Below are 18,515 nucleotides of genomic sequence, written 5' to 3' on the forward strand. Positions count from 1 at the left end.
TTCTTGTTCCGCGTACCGGGCGCGGGTTCACTCGACGGTGCACGAGGGTGACGTTTCGAACCGGGGAGACGCCGATGTCGAAAAAGATACTCTTCATTCTGTCGGAATACGGGTACTGGGGCGAGGAGCTGCTCGGCCCCCTGGCGGCGTGCGACGAATGGGGATATCACTCGGTGTTCGCCACCCCGACAGGCAAACGTCCGCACGCGCTGCCGCCGAGTCTCGACCCCGGTTACGTCGACCCGCCGCTGGGACGCGCTGTGACCACGCCCGAGGTCGCCGTCGCGGCCAGGCGCCTCGACGAGTCGACCAGGCTCGACCAGCCCGTGAGCCTCGGGCGGTGGCTGCCGGAGCGGCCGTACCTCAGCGACCCCGACCACCTGCGGGAGCTGGAGCGGTACCACCGTGACCTGGCCGAAGTGGACGAGGACATCGCCGGGTACGACGCGTTGGTGATCGTCGGCGGCAGCGGGCCGATCGTGGACCTCGCCAACAACGGGCGGGTGCACGATCTGGTGCTCGCGTTCGTCCGCGCGGACAAGCCGATCGTCGCGGAGTGTTACGGCGTCGCCTGCCTGGCGTTCGCGCGCGACTGGGACGACCGGCGCAGCATCCTGCGCTCCAAGCACGTCACCGGGCACCCCAAGGAGTACGACTACAAAGACGGCACCGGATTTCTCGGCACCGATTTCGTGATCGGCCCGCCGCCGTATCCGCTGGAATACATCCTGCGGGACGCGACCGCCCCGGACGGATTCTTCCACGGCAATGTCGGCAGGGACACCTCGGTTCTCGTCGACTACCCGTTCATCACCGCGCGGTCCACTCCGGACTCCTTTCTGGCCGGCCGGAAACTGGTCGAGGTGCTGGAATCCGGGCTCCGCCGGTTCGGGTGGTGATCGCCGGTGGTGAGCAGACCGGGAAAAGCCGCCATCTTCGAACAGTTCGCGGCCGACGGGATAACCAGGATGTTCGGCAATCCCGGCACGGTCGAACAGGGCGTGCTCGACGTGCTCGAGGACCTGCGGGGATTCGAGTACGTCCTGGCGCTGCACGAAAGCGCCGCCGTGGCGATGGCCGACGGCCACGCCCGCGCGACCGCGAAGCCCGCGGCCGTGCAACTGCACTCGTCGGTCGGGCTCGGCAACGCGATCGGCATGCTGTACCAGGCGAAGCGCGGACATTCGCCGTTGCTGGTGCTCGCGGGCGACGCCGGTGTGCGCTACGACGCCATGGACGCCCAGATGGCCGCTGACCTGGTGGCGATGGCGGCACCGGTCACCAAACACGCCACCCGCGTCACCCACCCCGGGTCGTTGCTGCGAGTCCTGCGCCGCGCGGTCAAGGTCGCGATGACACCACCGCGTGGTCCGGTGTTCGTTGCGCTGCCCATGGACGTGCTGGACGCGATGTGCACCGAACCCGTTGTGCCGAGCACGATCCCGGTCACGGCCACCGCTCCGCCGCAGTCCGCTGTGGACGAAGTGGTCGCCGCGGTGCGCGCCGCCCGGCGGCCGATCATCCTGATGGGCGATGGGATCGCGGTGTCCGGCGCGCAGAACGACCTGACCAGGCTCGCGGAGCAGATGAACGCCCCGGTGTGGGGCGTGGACTGCTCCGAGGTGAACATGGACGCGACGCACCCGTTGTTCCGCGGGCAACTCGGTCACATGTTCGGCCATGTCAGCGCGAACGTCGTCGGTGACGCGGATCTGGTGCTGATCGTCGGGACGGCCATCTTCCCCGAGGTCTTCCCGTACCTGACCAATCCGTTCGCCCCCGGCGCGACCGTTGTCCAGATCGACGCGGACCCGCACGAACTCGCCAAGAACTTCCCGGTGCGCACCGCGATCGCCGCCGACCCCAAACCCACGCTCACTGCCATCGCGGAGGGGCTGGGCGAGCACACCCCGTGGGTCTGGACGTGGCAGCCGCCGCGGCCCGATCCGGACGACCTGATGGAGCTGTTCGCAGCCGAACTGGCTGACCAGGCGAGCGATCGGCTGGTGCTGTTCGACGAGGCGCTGACCTCGTCACCGGCGCTGGTGCGGCACCTGCCGCCACGGCGGCCCGGCAGCTACTTCCAGACCAGGGGCGGGTCGCTCGGTGTCGGCATCCCCGGCGCGATCGGCATCCAGCTCGCCCGGCCGGGCGCGGACGTGGTCGCGTTCACCGGCGACGGCGGCAGCATGTACACGATCCAGGCGCTGTGGACGGCCGCGCGGTACAACGTCCCCGCGAAGTTCGTCGTCTGCGACAACCACCGTTACGAACTGCTCGACCACAACATCGAACAGTACTGGCGGGAACGCGGTGCCGCGCCGCGCAGGCATCCCGCGGCGTACGACCTGTCCCACCCGGAGATCGGGTTCACCGAACTGGCCCGGTCGTTGGGTGTCGACGCGACCCGCGTGGAGAAACCGGCACAGGTGCGGCCCGCCGTGCGCCGGATGCTGGCCGCCTCCGGGCCGTTCCTCGTCGACCTGATCACGGGAGGTCCGAAGTGAGTCTGACCGGGCGGCGGATCGCGATCCTGCTGGAAAGCGGGTACGCGGAAACCGAGATGGCCTACCTGGAACGCCGGTTCGCCGAGGAAGGCGCCCGGGTGGACTTCCTCACCCGGCTGTGGGAGCAGCGGTCGCTGACCTTCACCGGCCAGGAATCGCGCCTGCCGTTCACCGTGGACACGGACGTCGGCGACGTCGACGACGAGCGGCTGGCCGGATACGACGCGCTGATCGTCCCGTCCGGACTGGTCGCGGACCGGTTGCGGTACACCGAGGACGTCGACGATCCCGCCCCGGCGGTCAAGCTGCTGCGCCGGGCGTTCGGGATGAAGTCGGTGCTGAAAGGCATCAGCTGCCACGGCATGTGGCTCGCCTCGCCGATCCCGGAGGTGGTCCGTGGCCGCCGGGTGACGTGCCACAACAACATGGTCGGCGACGTGCGCAACATGGGCGCCCAGTACACCGACCAGGACGTGGTCGTGGACGACGACCTGGTGACCTCCCGCACCGCCGACCACTGCCACCTCTTCGCCAGGACCATCATCGACCTGATCGCCGCTCGTGCCGACGAACGCCCGTTCCGCGCCGCCAAGCCGGAAGTGGTGCAGCGCGTGTCGCCGGGCTTCACGTTCTCCGACCTGGTCGCGGGTTACGTCACCGCGCACCACCGGGACCGGAGCCTGGTCGACCTGCGCACCAGCGGCGGCGACGCGGTCCGTGTGACTCTGACGTCCACCACGTCCGCGGAGTTCCCGCGCAACCTCGGTGACCCGCATCTGGACGCGACCACCCACCTCGCCGAGCTGCTCGTGCCGGGCCGCCTGGTGTTCGCCTACGGGATCCACTACCCGGACGGCTCGTTCGAGGCCAAGCGGCTGGTGTTCGCCGGGCGCGCGGCGGGGGAGTACGCGCCGGAGGAGCCGGACTGGTGGGTTCGCCAGATCGGCGAGCTCGCCCGGTTCTACCGGCGTGCCCAGTTCGGCGACAGCACGCCGGTCGACTACGCCGACTACCGGACGATGCTGCGGCTCGGCGGGGACAAGAGCGACCACCACGTCCAGGAGACCGACACGATCTCACGCCTGGTCTACGGCATGGCGTCGTCGTACCTGTTGACCGGCAACGAGGACCACCTGGACGTGGCCGAGCGCGGCACCGAGTACCTGCGTGCCCACATGCGGTTCGTCGACCGGGACAACGACGTCGTGTACTGGTACCACGGGATCGACGTCCGCGGTTGCCAGGAGCGCAAGCTGTTCACGTCCGAGTTCGGCGACGACTACGACGCGATCCCCATCTACGAGCAGATCTTCGGGCTGGTCGGGCCGACCCAGACCTACCGGGTGACCGGCGACCCCCGGATCGGCGACGACATCGACGCCACCCTCCGGCTGTTCGGCAAGTTCTTCCGCGACCGGGAGCACGGCGGGTTCTTCTCGCACATCGACCCGATCCTGCTCAGCCCGCACCACGAGTCGCTCGGCCCGAACCGGGCGCGCAAGAACTGGCACTCCATCGGCGAGCACGCCCCGGCGTACCTGATCAACCTGTTGCTGGCCACCGGCGAACAGCGGCACGCCGACATGCTGGCCGAGTGCTTCGACCTGGTCGCCGCGCACTTCCCCGACCCGGCGAACGTCTGGCTGCGGGAGCGTTTCCAAGCCGACTGGGCGCCCGACCACACCTGGGGCTGGCAGCAGGACAGGGCCGTGGTCGGCCACAACCTGAAGGTCGCGTGGAACCTGATGCGGGTGAACGCCGTCCACCCCAAGAAGTCCTATCGGGACCTGGCCGAACGGATCGGCCGGGCGATGCCCGCCGTCGGCGCGGACCGCCGCAGGCTCGGCTGGTACGACGTCGTCGAACGGACGCTGGCGCAGGGCCAGGAGTCGCACCGGTTCGTGTGGCACGACCGCAAAGCGTGGTGGCAGCAGGAACAAGCGATCCTCGCGTACCTGATCCTGGCCGCGAACACCGACGACGAGGAGTTCCTGCGGCAGGCACGCGAATCAGCCGCGTTCTACAACGCGTTCTTCCTCGACCACGACGAAGGCGGCGTGTACTTCAACGTCCTCGCCGCCGGAACGCCGTACCTGCTGGGCAACGAGCGCCTCAAGGGCAGCCACTCGATGAGCATGTACCACTCGGCCGAACTGTGCTACCTCGCGACGGTCTACGGCCGCCTGCTGATCCGTGGCGAGCCGCTCAGCCTCTGGTACCGGCCACGGGCGGACGGTTTCCGCGACCGCGTGCTGCGTGTCGCGCCCGACGCGTTGCCCGCGGGCCGGGTGCGACTGGACACAGTGGAGGTCGACGGGCGCCCGCACGCCGCGTTCGACCCCGAGTCGATGACCGTGAAACTACCGGACTCCGACGAGGACCTGACCGTCCGCGTCGAACTGGTTCCGGCGAGGAGAGGAACACGATGAGCTTCCAGGCCACAGTGCAGTCCGCGCAGGGTGTTGTGACGTTCCGGCTGTCCGGCGAGCTGGATTCCCGCTCGGCGCCCCGGTTCCACGAGATGATCACCCAGGCGGTCCTGCCCGCCGCGCGCAGACTCGTGCTGCAGATGGCCGACTTGTCCTACATGTCCTCGGCCGGGTTGCGGTGCCTGGTGTACGCCCACCAGCGGGCGGGCAGCGGTGTCGCCATCGAGTTGGTCGGCACCAGGCCCGAAGTGGCCGAGACGATCAGGCTCACGGGCTTCGACCGCAGCCTGACCATGCTCGAAGCGGGAGCGCGGCCGTGAGGAACACCGACCGGTTCCGGCTCTTCGGCGACCACGGGATGGGCGCGGTCGTCGCCGACCTGGTCGACACCATCGCGGGGATGGGACGGCTGTCGCGGCGCCAGGCGTACCGGCTGCGGCTGGCGGCGGACGAGATCACCACGAACATCGCCGAGCACGGCTACCACGGGCGGCGCGGAGTGGTGGACATCGAAGGCGGCGTCGACGACGACTGGGCGTGGCTGCACATCCAGGACAACGCGCCGCCGTTCGATCCCCGCGGCCACTGCCCGGGAGGTGTCCCGGAGACCATGCACGAAGGTGGATACGGGTTGTTCATCGCCTTCACCGGTATCGACCACTTCGCCTACGACTACTTCGACGGCCGCAACCGCAACACCTTGCTGGTGCGGCGACCGGCAGACGCCCCAGACGGAGGAACCGATGACCGCCACCGCGCTGCTGGTCGCTGACCCGGCCACGTGCACCGAGGAGCTGGACAGGGCGCTGCGCCACGACGGTTTCGCCGTGAGCCACGCGGACATCGACACACCGGCTGGCCGGACCGGGCCGCCGCCCGACCTGGTGCTGGTCTCGGCGTCGTTCGGGCTGCACCGGGTGGCGTTGCTCAGCCAGCGCCTCGCCGGACCCGCCGGATCGCCGACCGTCGTCGTGTTCCCCGGGGACGACCTGGACGAACTCCAGTCGTGCGTGCGCGGCGGGTTCGACTACGTGCTCCCGCCGTTCCTGCCCGACCTCCTGCGCACGCGGCTGTCGTCGTGCCGTGAGCGCGGCAGGCTCACCAGGGCGGTCGAGGAGATGGCGGCCATGGCCAGCCTGCGGGAGTACGAACGTGACCTGAGCATCGCGCGGGACATCCAGACGGGCTTCCTGCCGGACGCACTGCCCAGCCCGGCGGGCTGGGAACTGGCTGCCCGGTTCCGCCCGGCCAAACAGGTCGCCGGTGACTTCTACGACGGGTTCGAACTGCTGGACGGCGAACGCCTCGGTGTCGTCGTGGCCGACGTGTGCGACAAGGGGATCGGCGCGGCGTTGTTCATGGCGTTGATCCGGACCTTGTTGCGGCACACCGCGCAGCACACCGACACCGGCGACCCGTTGCACCGGGCGGTCACCGGAACCAACCGCTACCTGACCAGGAACCACCTTCAGCAGGGCTATTTCGCCACGTTGTTCTTCGGTGTGCTCGACCCGGGGACCGGGATGTTGTGCTACATCAACGGCGGCCACAACCCGCCGGTGATCATCAGGGCGTCGGGTGGCCGCTGCCCGCTGGAGCCGACCGGTCCGGCCGTCGGGATGATGGCCGACAGCCGCTTCGAGGTCCGGCAGACGCGATTGCTGCCGGGTGACCGGCTTTTCGTCTACACCGACGGCGTGGTCGAGGCCCGTGACGCGGGTGGCGGCCAGTTCGGCACCGACCGGATGCTCGACGTGGTCACCCGGCCCGCGGTGTCCGCGGACGCGCTGCTCGACCGGGTCGACGAACGACTGCGCAGGCACGTCGGGTCCGCCGAGCAGTCCGACGACATCACCATGCTGGCGTTGCGCCGCCAGGTGACGGGTCAGGGGAGTGTCGAGCGGTGACGATCGTCGAAGGCAGCCGGGTCGGGATCGTCGGGGGCAGCATCGCCGGGTGCGCGGCGGCGATCGCACTGGCTCGTGCCGGGTGCGACGTCACGGTGTACGAGCGCAGTGCCAGCGAACTGCGGGACAGAGGCTTCGGTGTCGCCATCCCGGTACCACTGCGGGAAGAGCTCGTCGCGGCCGGGTACGTCGACGCGGACATGCCGGTGCACAGCTGCGTCGAACGGATTTGCTACGTCCGGGACCCGACCGAGCCCAGCGGCCAGCGCGAGATCTGCCACCATTCCTTCCAAGCGGCGCTGAACAACTGGGGCGTGCTGTGGCGCACGCTGCGTGAACGGGTCCCAGACCGGGTTTACCGTGACTCGTCCGCGGTTGCTGACATCGTCGACGACACTGACGGGGTCACGGTGGTGAGCGACGCGGGCCGCGAGCGGTACGACATCGTCGTCGGAGCAGACGGATACCGGGCCATGACCAGAGCCAGAGTCGACCCGTCCACGACACCCACGTTTGCGGACTACGTGTTGTGGCGCGGAACCTACCCCGAATCGTTGCTGGACGGCGGCACACCACCGGAACTGGAGCGCGGACTGGTCTGGATCGGACTGCCGCGTGGCCATGGCGTGTGCTACCTGATCCCCGATCCGGCGCCCGGCCGCCGCAGAGTCAACTGGGGCGTGTACGGGAAAGTCCCGTGGGGCGACCGGTTCGACGCGCCCACGTCGCTGCCACCGGGCGGTGTCGGCGACGACCTGTTCGACGAGCTGGTCCGCGGCATGGACGACTTCCCGCCGTACTGGGCCGAAGTCGTCCGGCGGACACCGAGGCCTGCGGTGTCCGTGCAACCGGTGTACGACTCGACCATATCGTCGTACGTGGCGGGCAACGTGCTGGTGATCGGCGACGCGGCCACGATCACCCGGCCGCACACCGGGGCCGGGGCGACCAAGGCGCTCCAGGACGCGTTGGCGTTGGAGCACGCCTGCCGCCGAAGCGAGACATGGCAGCAGGCGCTCGCCGCGTACGACCAGGCCCGACGCCCGGTCGGCAACGATCTGGTCGCGCTCGGCCGCAGGCTGGGCCGGGCCCAGGTCGAGCGTCCGCCGACCTGGGCCCGGATGACCCCTGAGGTGTTCCGCGAATGGATGTACGCGGGAACGTTCACCATCGCGCCCTACGAGCCCTGACCGGCGGCGCGGTGGGCCTGGGTGGCGAGGTCGCTCAGTGAACGGCTGGACAGGAAGTCACGCATCGGGATGTGCAGGTCGAGTTCCTGCTTCATCCGCGACCGCAGCTTCGCGGCCAACAAGGAGTCCATCCCGGAGAACGACAACGGCGCGGTCGGGTCGATCAGGTCGGGTGACATCGACAGCACCGCGGCCACCTGCAACCGCATGTCCATGGTGAGCGAATCGACCGTCCGAGCCCCGTCCCGAACGGGCGACACGGCGACCGCCGCCACCTGTTCCTGCTGCGTCGGGTCGGCCCAGTACCGGCTGCGCTGCCACGGGTACGACGGCAGCGGCACGTATCGGCCGTTCTGGTTGACCCGCCGCCAGTCCGGGTCACACCCGCGTGTGTACGCGACGCTGAGCGTGGCGTGCAGCGACGACACCTCCGCCGAGTCCCGGTGCAACGACGGCAAGGCGACGGCGTCGGCGCCGACCGCCTCGACCATGTCCTCGATGGACGTTGTCAGCACCGGGTGCGCGCTGACCTCGATGAAGATCGTGTTGGCGTGTTCTTCCAGTGCGCCGCGGACAGCGTCGGCGAAGCGGACCGGGCTGCGCAGGTTCGTGCCCCAGTACGCCGCGCCCAGCTCAGCGCCGTCGACACGGCGGTCCAGCGCGGTCGAGTGCATCGCGACCTGACCCGCCGTCGGCCGGATGCTCCCCAGCGCCGCCACCACCTCCGGCAGCAAGGGCTCGACGTGCGGGGAGTGCGAGGCGAACCTGGCCCTGACCTGACGGCAGAACACCCCGCGTGCCTTGAGCGGTTCGACGATCCGCAGCAGTGTCTCGGCGTCACCCGACAGCATCGTCGAATGGTCGCTGTTCACCGCGCCGACGCTGACCACGTCGGTGTGGTCGCCGATCGCCGCCTGCGCCTGCGCCTCGGTCAGCTGCACCGACCACATCGCGCCCTCGCCGGGGAAGCCGGCCATCAGCACGCTGCGGCGGCAGGCCACGGCGGCAGCGTCGCGCACGGACAGCGCACCGGCCGTGGTCGCGGCGCCGTACTCGCCCATGCTGTGCCCGATCACCAGGTCCGGCTCGATCCCCCACGACCGCCACACCGCCGCGACACAGACCTGCATCGCCCACAGCGACGGCTGAATGACGTCCAAAGTGGTCATCGGCTCGTCGTCGCGCAGCCGGTCGATCACCGACCAGCCGAGCTCCTCGTAGACGGCCAGGTCGCACTCGGCCATCCGCTCGGCGAACACCGGGCTGGCCGCCATGAGCTCCCGGCCCATGCCCGTCCACTGCGAACCCTGGCCGGGGAAGACGAACACGACTCGCGGCGCGCCGGTCAGCCGGGTGTCCTTGCCGACGGGGAACGTCGCCCGGCCACCGGAGCCGAAGTCCCGCAGCTGCTCGGCCAGCGCCGTCGGGTTGGCGCCGGACACCGCCAGCCGAACGTTGTGCGCGGCGCGGCGGGTTCCCGCGCTGAAGCAGACGTCCGCCGGGCTTTCGGCTTTGTCCACTGTGTCCGCGTACGCGGACGCCAGTTGCCGCAACGCGTTCGGGTCACGGGCGGACAGCGGCAATATGAGGGGCAGAATCAGCGGCTGCTCGTCGTGGTGCCCCGGAGAGGGGTTGGTGCGGTGCGGCGGCGGCGCCTCGGACAGGACGACGTGCGCGTTCATCCCGTACGTGCCGAGAGCGGTGACACCGGCCAACGCGGGACGTCCGCGCTCGGGCCACGGCCGCCTGTCGAGCGCCAGCTCGACAGGACAGTCGTCTTCACGCAGCACGCTGTGCGGCGTCCGCACGTGCAACGTGCTGGGGATGACCCGGTTGTGCAACGCCAGCGTGGTCTTGAGCAGTCCGGCCAGCCCGGCCGCGACCTCGGTGTGCCCGATGTTCGACTTGACCGACCCCACCACGCACCGTTGGTCGAGCGGCCGCCCGGCTTTCTGGAAGCTGGCGCGCAGGAACCTGCTCAGCGCACCGAGTTCGGCGGTGTCGCCTTCGGTCGTGCCGGGTCCGTGCGCCTCGACGTAGTCCAGGTCGGCGGAGTCGGCACCGGCGGCGCGGTACGCGGCCCGCAGCATGTCCTCCTGGCCGCCGGTCCCCGTGTCGGTCAGCGACTGACCCTGCCTGCCGTTGTTGGTCAGCGAACTGCCGAGGATCGTGGCGTAGATCCGGTCGCCGTCCGCGACAGCTCGGGACAACGGCTTCAGCACGACCGTGACCGCCCCCTCGGCGCGGACGAACCCGTCGGCCGACTCGTCACCGAACCGGCAACGCCCGGTGGGGGAGAGCAGCCCGGCCTCCGCGGCACCTATGTCCAGTTCACGGCACAGCAGCAGGTTGACCCCGCCGACGATGGCCATCTCGATCTCGCCGTTCTGGATGGCCTGCGTGGCCAGGTGCACCGCGGCGAGCGAAGACGCGCAGGTGGCTTCCGTCCCCAGAGCGGGCCCGCGCAGGTCGAGCAGGTGCGCGATCCGGCCCGCGGCCACCGAGTAGCGGGAGGCGCCCAGCAGGGCGTGCATGTCGGTCATGCCCGTGGTGGTGAGCAGTTCCCAGTAGTGCGAGACGAAACAGCAGGTGTACGCGCCGGTCATGCTGCCCGCGAGCTGCTCCGGTGTGAGCCCGGCGTCCTCGACGGCCTCCCAGACGGTCTCGAGGAGCAGTCGCTGCTGCGGGTCGAGGCGGACCGCCTCGTACGGCGACATTTCGAAGAAGTGCGCGTCGAAGGCGTCGATTCCGTCGACGAATCCGCCTTCCCGGTCATCGGGCTGCCGGTGCGCGCGGTCGGTGACGGCTTTCCGCGAATCCAGGGCACGGCGCTCGGGTGACATCACCGCGACGGTGTCCCCGCCCGCGCCGAGGATCTCCCAGAAAGCTTCGACTGTGGGAGCGCCTGGTAATCGGCAGCCTGCCCCGATAATCGCGACCGGCTCTCGCCTGCCGTCGTGCACCGACATATGTGACATGGCAACCCTTCCCCAAACTAGGCGCCCCCGTGGCGTTCGGCGTACCCGCGGGAGTGTGCTTTCCCCTCGTTTCGAAGACACTGCTATGCTGAGAATCCATGTTACGGAGAATGCCACCGTACTGGTGTCACTGAACCGTGTCACAAACCATTGCGTAGAACGCTAGTTCGGTCAACAAAGAACTAACGGAATCCGTCACCTGCCGGGTCACCGTGCCCGAGGTCGCCCAGTGTCGAATCGTCGGCTGGCTGCGCCGGAACGTGGAAGGCGACCAGGCAGGGGGCGAATTCGGCGGCCTGCACCACGATCACCCGCATCGGCTGGATGCCCAGCCGGGGGTGCCGGAACCTGCGGACCTTGGTGCGCAGTTCCCGCACGTCGTGCCCGTCCCACAGGCGCTGGAAGTCCGGGTCCCGCTTGAGGTCGTCCACGAGGGCCTTCAGCCGGTTCTCGCCGCCCCACGGCGCGATCAGCGACCGCCACCTGGCCACCACGTCGGCGACGTCGTTCTCCCAGTCCTCGATGCGCTTCTTGCCTTCCGGGCTGAACAACCAGCGCATCATGTTGCGCTCGGCGACCGGCAGGACGCCGAAATCGGTGTACCACTCGGCCGCGGCGCGGTTCCACGCGATGACATCGCAGTAGAGGTTGGCGCCGTACACCGGGTACGGGGTGTCCTGCGACGATTTCACCAGTCGCTGGACGAGGTCCTCGGCGGATATCTCGCCCTTCAGCGGTTCCGGCGGCGTGGTCCGGCCGTGGGCCAGCCGGTGCATGTACCTGCGTTCGTCCTCGCTCAGGCTCAGCACCCGCGCGAGGCTGTCGAGCACCTCGGGCGACGGGTGGATGTCGCGGCCCTGCTCGAGGTACGTGTACCAGGTGGGGCTCAGCCCGGCGAGCACGGCGACTTCCTCGCGGCGCAGTCCCGTGGTGCGGCGCCGGGGCCCCGCGGGCAGCCCGACTTCCTTCGGTGTGATCCGTTCACGCCTGGTGCGCAGGAAGCCCGCGAGTTCGCGTCTGTTGCTGTCCGTCGTCACCGGGCCGTCCCGTTCGCTTCAACGCGCCCGACCAGGCGACGGCACGTCGTGCGGGTCGCTGGTCGGCAGCTCTCGGGACACCCGACTCATCGTAGGGGCGTAGTCGATCGTGCGGGACGGTGATCGGGATAACCGTGTTTTCAGCGGCAGATGACACCCGAACGGACGAATCGGGCTATCGGGGCGAACCGCTCAGCCTGGTACTCGGGGTACCACCACAACCGCGCTCTATCCGCCCGTCGCGCGGGAGGCCCATGCTCATGGTCAGCATCGCGGTGATGCGGTTCAGCGGTCGGGGAGGACATGTCGATGGGTGCAGTGTCGATAGGCGCGGCGATATGAGCGTGCTTGCCGCGTTGGGCGGCGTACTCGTCCTGGTGGTGGTGTGGGCGAGCGTGCTGCGGACCGTGCTGATCCCACGACAGACGTCGTCGCGGATGGCCCGTTGGACGGCGCGGATGGCCGCGGCGGTGGGGATGGCCATCGCCCGGCGGTTGCCGCGCCGGGCGTGTGAGTCGGTGATGGACTTCTGCGCCCCGGTCAGCCTGTTGCTGATGATGATCGGCTGGTTGCTGGGGCTGGGGCTGGGCTTCGCGTTGCTGGCGCTGGCCGCGGGCGTGGCGTTCGACGCGGACGCGATGATCCGGTTCTTCGAGTTCAAGCTGGCCGGGACGGCCGGTGTGCTCGCGGTGTTCGCGGCGGTCTCGGTCACTGTCGTGATCGCCGTGTTCCTCGCGCACGTGGTCCGGTTCGTCGACGCGTACAGCAGGCGTGAGCGGTTCGTGAACCGGTTGGCCGCGCAGGCGTCGCGGATCCCGGACGGGGACCGGGTGCTCGCGGAATACCTGCGGTCGGGGTCGCGCGACAACCTCGACAGCCACTTCGCCGAATGGGCGGACTGGCTGGCCGACGTCCACGGCAGCCACATCTGTTACCCGGGACTGGTGTACCACCGGCCGTCCGGTGATCTGTGGTGGCCGCACGCGGCGATGATCGTGATGGACGCGGCGGCGCTGGTCGACGCGGTCGCCCCGAAATGGGCGCCGCCGCACACCCGGGCCCTGCTCGATTCCGGCACCGCGTGTCTGCAACAACTTGCAGAACGAATCGGGGTCGTCGTGCCCGAGCTGACCGTGAGCCTGCACGGCCGCGAGGAATGCTCATTCGGCGACACGGTGGAGCTGGCGACGACCGCGGGCCTCCCGGCCGAGCGGGATCCGTACCAGGCCTGGGCTGCTTTCCAGGACACGCGGGTCCGTTACGCCCCGTACGCGGTCATGATCGGAACGCGATTGATGTGGCACGGCGCACCGGAGGAGGATGAAGTCGAACAGTCTGGTCTTCGATAGTTTTTCTGGGCTTCTTTTCATTTCTTCACACGTCGATCGTGTCGGGGCTTCAGTGACGCGTGACGGTTTCGTGCGCTCATTTTCCGGATGATATGGGCGGTTTCTTCGTTAGCTCCATGTGTTCAACGGAATGAGTCATGAGTACTAGTGAATATGACCAAAATGGTGTTGACATCGATCGGCTGGGGGCGTGATGACCACGTTTGCGGATACCGAATTTCCCGGACTGGACAAGGCGGACGAGTTGTCCGGCTTCTGCCAGGAGCTGTTCAGCTCGCTGACCCGTTCGGACCAGCGCCGGTGGGGTGAGGTGTACATGCGCGGGCTGCTGACCGTGCCCGGCCGCAAGTCGATCAGGCGCATCTCCGACCACGTGGTCGGCTGGCGCGCCGACCAGTGCCTGCAGCAGTTCGTCAACCAGAGCCCGTGGCGGTGGGAGCCGGTCCGGCGCGTGCTGGCCCACCACGTCGCCGCGGCGCTGCGGCCGAGGGCGTGGATCATCGAGGAAGCCGTCTTCCCCAAGAACGGCGGCAGCTCGGTCGGTGTCACCAAGCAGTACGCGACATCCGCGCAGCGGACGCTGAACTGCCAGCTGGGGGTGGCGCTGTTCATGGTGGGCGAGGACGCCTCCTGCGCGGCGAACTGGCGGCTGCTGCTGCCGGAGAGCTGGGACAACGACCCGCTGCGGCGCGGCCGCGTCCGGCTGCCCGAGGACGAACGCCACCGCCCCCGTTGGCAGTACATGCTCGACGCGATCGACGAGATGGTCATGGACTGGGGCTTCACCGCGCCGCCGATCATGGTGCACGCCCGCGACCAGCGCCTGACCCAGCCGTTGCTGCGCGGCCTCGAGGAGCGCGGACTTCCCTACGTGATCAGGGTTCCGGAGAACACGCCGGTCCTGCCCGCGATGACCCGCGTGCCGCACGGCCGGGTGTTCAGCGCGGGCGAGCTGGCGATCCGGTCGGCCAAGCAGGGCCGGATCACACTCAACTGGCGTGACCGCACCGACGGCAGGCTGGTCAGCTCGCAGTACGCGATCTCGCCCGTGTCCACCGGATCGGTGTCCGGGCCGCTGCACCTGATGCCGGGCCGTCCGCACGGCGGTGCCCGCCGGGTGCTGGCCGAGTGGTCGGGCGGTGGCCGCAGGCTCAACGCGGTGTGGATCACCAACCTCAACGCCACCCGGCTGCCCGAGCTGATCAGCCTGGTCAAGCTGAGCCCGCAGGCGGGCACCGACATGGTGCGGCTGCAGGACGAGTTCGGCCTGCGGCACTTCGAGGGCCGTTCGTACGCGGGCTGGCACCACCACGTGAGCCTGGTGTCCGCCGCGCACGCCTACTGGACGCTGCGACGGCAGGAGCACCTGCAGCAGATCGACGGAATGCGCCTCCGGCCGCACGCGTGAAGGGGACGGACGTGTCCGTCGACCGGCTCAGGGACGTCGAACTGTTCGCCGAACTGGACGACGACCAGCTCGCGTGGCTGGCACGCGCGGGCACGCCGCTGCGGCTGCGCGACGGCGAGGTGCTGTTCGACGACGGCCAGGTAGCGACGCACTTCTACGTCCTGCTCGCCGGAGAACTGCTCATCACGCAGGTGCTCGACGGCTGGGAGCACGTGCTCAGCAGGCACTCGGCCACCATCGCGGCGGACCCGCACGCGGTGCGGGGTCCTGGCGCGAAACCCCGTGCGGCGCACCAGTTCACGGGCGAGCTGCCGATGCTGGCGGGCGGTGACTACGTGGCGAAAGCCACCGCCGTCGGCGACACGGAGCTGATCTCGTACGACAAGGAGACGTTCCTGCGGATGCTGGTCCGCTGCCCGCAGGTGTGCCGGGTGATGGTCCCGGTGCTCGCGTGGCGGATCCACTCGCAGGAGACCCAGGCAGGACGACGCGCGACGCTGGAGGGGGTCGGGAAGCTCACCGCGGGGCTGGCGCACGAGCTCAACAACCCGACCGCCGCCGTTGTCCGTTCCGCCGGTGAACTCGAACTGACCGTGCCCGACCTCGCCGCGTGGGCGAACGAGTGGGGAGCCCACGCGACCCCGGGCGAACGCGCGCTGCTCGACGACTTCACGGCACGAGTCACCGCGGGCGAAGGTGTCATCCGCCCGCGGGACGCTCTCGACGCCGCCGAGGTGGCCGACGACCTGATCGACTGGTTCGAGCCGCGAAACGTGGACCGGGCGGGCGAGTTCGCGACGATCCTCGCCGACCACGGCGTCCACCCCGCGCTGCTCGGCGAGTTCGCCGCGGGTGTCCGTGCCGAGGTGCTGCCCGTCGCTGTCGCGTGCCTGTGCTTCTCCCTGCACACCCGCTCGCTCGTGGCGGACGTGTCCGAAGCGGGACAACGGATCGAGGCCCTGGTCGCGACGGCGAGGTCGTACACCAACCTGGACCGCGCGCCCGTCCAGGACATCGACCTCGTCGAAGGGCTCGAGGCGACCCTGGCCATGCTGGCGCCGAACCTGAACGGGATCAGGATCCGGCGCGACTACGGGGACTTGCCGCTGGTGGCGGTGCGTCCCGGCGAACTCAACCAGGTGTGGAGCAACCTGATCGACAACGCGATCCACGCCATGGGCGGTGAGGGCGAGCTGCGGGTGAGCACCCGGGTCGAAGGGGGCAACGCGGTGGTGGAGATCCGCGACAGCGGGCCGGGCATCGCGCAGGACGTGCTGCCGTCGCTGTTCCAGCCGTTCTTCACGACCAAGGACATCGGCAGGGGGACGGGGCTCGGCCTGTACCTGAGCCGCAACATCATCACCCAGCACCACAACGGGTCCATCGACGTCAGCTCACGGCCCGGCGACACCCGGTTCACCGTGCTGTTGCCGCTGGCCAGGTACATGAGTACGGCTTGAGAGAGCGTTGAGCCAACCTGGTCGCAGTGACTTCGACACCCGAGGAAGTGCCATGCGATCGAGGCTGTTCACGAGCGAGTCCGTCACCGAGGGACACCCGGACAAGATCTGCGACGCGATCAGCGACTCCGTCCTGGACGCGTTGCTCACCGACGACCCGGCGAGCCGGGTGGCCGTCGAGACACTGGTGACCACCGGCCAGGTGCACGTGGCCGGGGAGGTCACCACCAACGCGTACGCCGACATCCCCGGCATCGTGCGCCAGCGGATCCTGGACATCGGCTACGACTCGTCGGCGAAGGGGTTCGACGGGAACTCCTGCGGCGTGAACGTGGCGATCGGCGCGCAGTCGACGGACATCGCGCAGGGCGTCGACAACGCGTACGAGTCCCGTGTGGACGCGGCGGAGAACGACATCGACCGGCAGGGCGCCGGCGACCAGGGCCTGATGTTCGGCTACGCGTGCTCGGAGACGCCGGAGCTGATGCCGTTGCCGATCATGGTGGCGCACAGGCTGTCGCGTCGGCTGACGAACGTGCGCAAGACCGGGCTCGTGCCGTATCTGCGGCCGGACGGCAAGACCCAGGTCACTGTCGAGTACGCGGGTGACCAGCCGGTGCGGCTGGACACGATCGTGGTGTCCTCGCAGCATGCCGACGGCATCGACCTGGACAAGCTGCTCGCACCGGACGTGCTCGAGCACGCCGTCGCACCGGAACTGTCCACATTGGACATCGACACGTCGGACGTGCGGCTGCTGGTGAACCCGACCGGCCGGTTCGTCACCGGTGGTCCGATGGGTGACGCGGGCCTGACCGGCCGCAAGATCATCGTGGACACCTACGGCGGCATGGCGCGGCACGGTGGTGGCGCGTTCTCCGGCAAGGACCCGTCCAAGGTGGACAGGTCGGCCGCGTACGCGATGCGCTGGGTGGCCAAGAACGTCGTCGCCGCCGGGCTCGCGAGCCGGGCGGAGGTCCAGGTGGCCTACGCGATCGGCAAGGCGGCCCCGGTGGGTCTGTTCGTGGAGACCTTCGGGACCGAGGTGGTCGACCCGACGAAGATCCAGGAAGCGATTTCCCAGGTCTTCGACCTGCGTCCGGCCGCGATCATCCGTGACCTGGACCTGCTGCGGCCGATCTACGCGCCGACCGCGGCGTACGGCCACTTCGGCCGCACGGACCTGGATCTGCCGTGGGAGCGCACGGACCGCGCGGAGGCGTTGCGGCACGCATTGTGAACCCGGTCGGATCCTGCCCGGCCGTAGGCGGCGAGTCTGTCCCGATCACCGTCCGGCCGGTTGCGCGGAAGTGGTCCATAGTAGGACCGTGGACCACCCCGCGTTCGTGCTGCACGACCACCGCAAACCGCGGCCGCACTTCGACCTGCGCCTGGAGGAGAACGGCGTGCTCAGGTCATGGGCAGTCCCGCGCGGACTGCCCCAGGCGGGGGAGAACCGGCTCGCGGTGCCCGTGCCGGACCACGATCTCGACCACCTGACGTACGAGGACGCGGACAAGAGCATCGCGGACATCGGCTGGTGGGAGGAACACGACCGGACCGCCAGGCGCATCCTGTTCACCTTGCACGGCAGACAAGGCGCGGTCCGGTACGCGCTGATCCACACGGATCCCGACTGGTTGCTGCGCCGTACCAAGGAACAACCATGAGCCTTGCCGACATCCGCGCCGAGATCATGGCCGACAACGCGTGGGCCACCGAGCAGGGCTGGCAACCGGTCTACGCGGCCGCGCCGGGAGCGCGCATCGCGATCATCGGCCAGGCCCCGGGCCGCCGCGCCCAGGAGAGCGGCGTCCCGTTCGACGACCCGAGCGGTGACCGGTTGCGGGGCTGGCTCGGCGTCACCGACGAGCAGTTCTACGACCCGAACCGGTTCGCGATCCTGCCGATGGACTTCTACTTCCCCGGCAAGGCCGCGAGCGGGGACCTGCCGCCGCGCGCGGACTTCGCGCCGAAGTGGCACCCGCGGATACTGGCCGGGCTCACCGACGTCCGGCTCACGCTGCTGATCGGCGGTTACGCGCAGAAGCGGTACCTCAAGGGCCGCGCCAAGTCGTCGCTGACCGAGACTGTCCGGTCCTATCGGGACTACCTGCCCGAGCTGATCCCGCTCGTGCACCCGTCGCCGCTGAACTTCCGCTGGCAGAGCAGGAATCCATGGTTCGCCGCTGAGGTCGTGCCGGTCCTGCGTGCCGAGGTCGCCAAGGCGCTGCGCGCTTGACCGTGACC

15 protein-coding genes are annotated in these 18,515 nt (G+C 69.3%); 13 read left to right on the forward strand and 2 right to left on the reverse strand.

Annotated features, from left to right (window positions below):
• Positions 1–74 precede the first annotated feature (74 nt).
• From ALI144C_RS17985 to ALI144C_RS18020, 7 genes are read left to right on the forward strand one after another with little or no spacing between them, the layout of a single operon-like run.
• Positions 75–899 (forward strand): type 1 glutamine amidotransferase domain-containing protein, encoded by an 825-nt coding sequence (locus ALI144C_RS17985; protein WP_076988261.1) that lies wholly within the window; start codon positions 75–77, stop codon positions 897–899.
• Between the two features lie 9 nt (positions 900–908).
• Positions 909–2,507, forward strand: a complete 1,599-nt coding sequence (locus tag ALI144C_RS17990; protein ID WP_237774198.1) for a thiamine pyrophosphate-binding protein — start codon at positions 909–911, stop codon at positions 2,505–2,507.
• Complete coding sequence (locus tag ALI144C_RS18000) at positions 2,504–4,936, forward strand: DJ-1/PfpI family protein (RefSeq protein ID WP_237774199.1); 2,433 nt, start codon at positions 2,504–2,506, stop codon at positions 4,934–4,936. Before ALI144C_RS17990 ends, ALI144C_RS18000 begins: the two co-directional genes overlap by 4 nt.
• Positions 4,933–5,256 carry an STAS domain-containing protein gene (locus tag ALI144C_RS18005; protein WP_076988263.1) on the forward strand — a complete coding sequence of 108 codons (324 nt, stop codon included), beginning with the start codon at positions 4,933–4,935 and terminating at the stop codon, positions 5,254–5,256. The genes ALI144C_RS18000 and ALI144C_RS18005 overlap by 4 nt, the downstream gene beginning before the upstream one ends.
• On the forward strand, positions 5,253–5,708 hold the full coding sequence (locus ALI144C_RS18010) for an ATP-binding protein (protein ID WP_083753135.1): 456 nt from the start codon (positions 5,253–5,255) through the stop codon (positions 5,706–5,708). The genes ALI144C_RS18005 and ALI144C_RS18010 overlap by 4 nt, the downstream gene beginning before the upstream one ends.
• A complete protein-coding gene (locus ALI144C_RS18015) occupies positions 5,680–6,843 on the forward strand; it encodes a PP2C family protein-serine/threonine phosphatase (RefSeq protein WP_076988264.1) in 1,164 nt (387 codons plus the stop codon). Before ALI144C_RS18010 ends, ALI144C_RS18015 begins: the two co-directional genes overlap by 29 nt.
• Complete coding sequence (locus tag ALI144C_RS18020; protein WP_076988265.1) at positions 6,840–8,033, forward strand: FAD-dependent monooxygenase; 1,194 nt, start codon at positions 6,840–6,842, stop codon at positions 8,031–8,033. The genes ALI144C_RS18015 and ALI144C_RS18020 overlap by 4 nt, the downstream gene beginning before the upstream one ends.
• Here ALI144C_RS18020 and ALI144C_RS18025 read toward each other — a convergent pair.
• Together ALI144C_RS18025 and ALI144C_RS18030 are read right to left on the reverse strand one after the other, a co-directional pair.
• Entirely contained in the window at positions 8,021–11,011 is a 2,991-nt protein-coding gene (locus tag ALI144C_RS18025; protein ID WP_083753136.1) for an acyltransferase domain-containing protein, read from the reverse strand. The two genes, ALI144C_RS18020 and ALI144C_RS18025, sit on opposite strands and share 13 nt — an antisense overlap.
• Positions 11,012–11,193: 182 nt before the next feature.
• Entirely contained in the window at positions 11,194–12,048 is an 855-nt protein-coding gene (locus tag ALI144C_RS18030) for a helix-turn-helix transcriptional regulator (protein WP_076988267.1), read from the reverse strand.
• 338 nt (positions 12,049–12,386) lie between these two features.
• On the opposite strand from ALI144C_RS18030, the gene ALI144C_RS18035 reads away from it, so the two are divergent.
• From ALI144C_RS18035 to ALI144C_RS18060, 6 genes are all read left to right on the forward strand, one after another.
• Positions 12,387–13,397 carry a hypothetical protein gene (locus ALI144C_RS18035; RefSeq protein WP_076988268.1) on the forward strand — a complete coding sequence of 337 codons (1,011 nt, stop codon included), beginning with the start codon at positions 12,387–12,389 and terminating at the stop codon, positions 13,395–13,397.
• Between the two features lie 193 nt (positions 13,398–13,590).
• Positions 13,591–14,805, forward strand: a complete 1,215-nt coding sequence (locus ALI144C_RS18040) for an IS701 family transposase (RefSeq protein ID WP_076988269.1) — start codon at positions 13,591–13,593, stop codon at positions 14,803–14,805.
• 11 nt (positions 14,806–14,816) lie between these two features.
• Positions 14,817–16,265 carry an ATP-binding protein gene (locus tag ALI144C_RS18045; protein ID WP_168211279.1) on the forward strand — a complete coding sequence of 483 codons (1,449 nt, stop codon included), beginning with the start codon at positions 14,817–14,819 and terminating at the stop codon, positions 16,263–16,265.
• Positions 16,266–16,317: 52 nt separating this feature from the next.
• Positions 16,318–17,505, forward strand: a complete 1,188-nt coding sequence (gene metK, locus ALI144C_RS18050; protein WP_076988271.1) for a methionine adenosyltransferase — start codon at positions 16,318–16,320, stop codon at positions 17,503–17,505.
• 88 nt (positions 17,506–17,593) lie between these two features.
• The gene (locus ALI144C_RS18055) at positions 17,594–17,935 is read left to right on the forward strand and encodes a DNA polymerase ligase N-terminal domain-containing protein (RefSeq protein ID WP_168211280.1); all 342 of its coding nucleotides are present in this window, start codon (positions 17,594–17,596) and stop codon (positions 17,933–17,935) included.
• On the forward strand, positions 17,932–18,507 hold the full coding sequence (locus tag ALI144C_RS18060; protein ID WP_076988273.1) for a uracil-DNA glycosylase family protein: 576 nt from the start codon (positions 17,932–17,934) through the stop codon (positions 18,505–18,507). Before ALI144C_RS18055 ends, ALI144C_RS18060 begins: the two co-directional genes overlap by 4 nt.
• Positions 18,508–18,515 lie beyond the last annotated feature (8 nt).

The organism is Actinosynnema sp. ALI-1.44 (genome assembly GCF_001984155.1).
Lineage (GTDB): Bacteria > Actinomycetota > Actinomycetes > Mycobacteriales > Pseudonocardiaceae > Kibdelosporangium.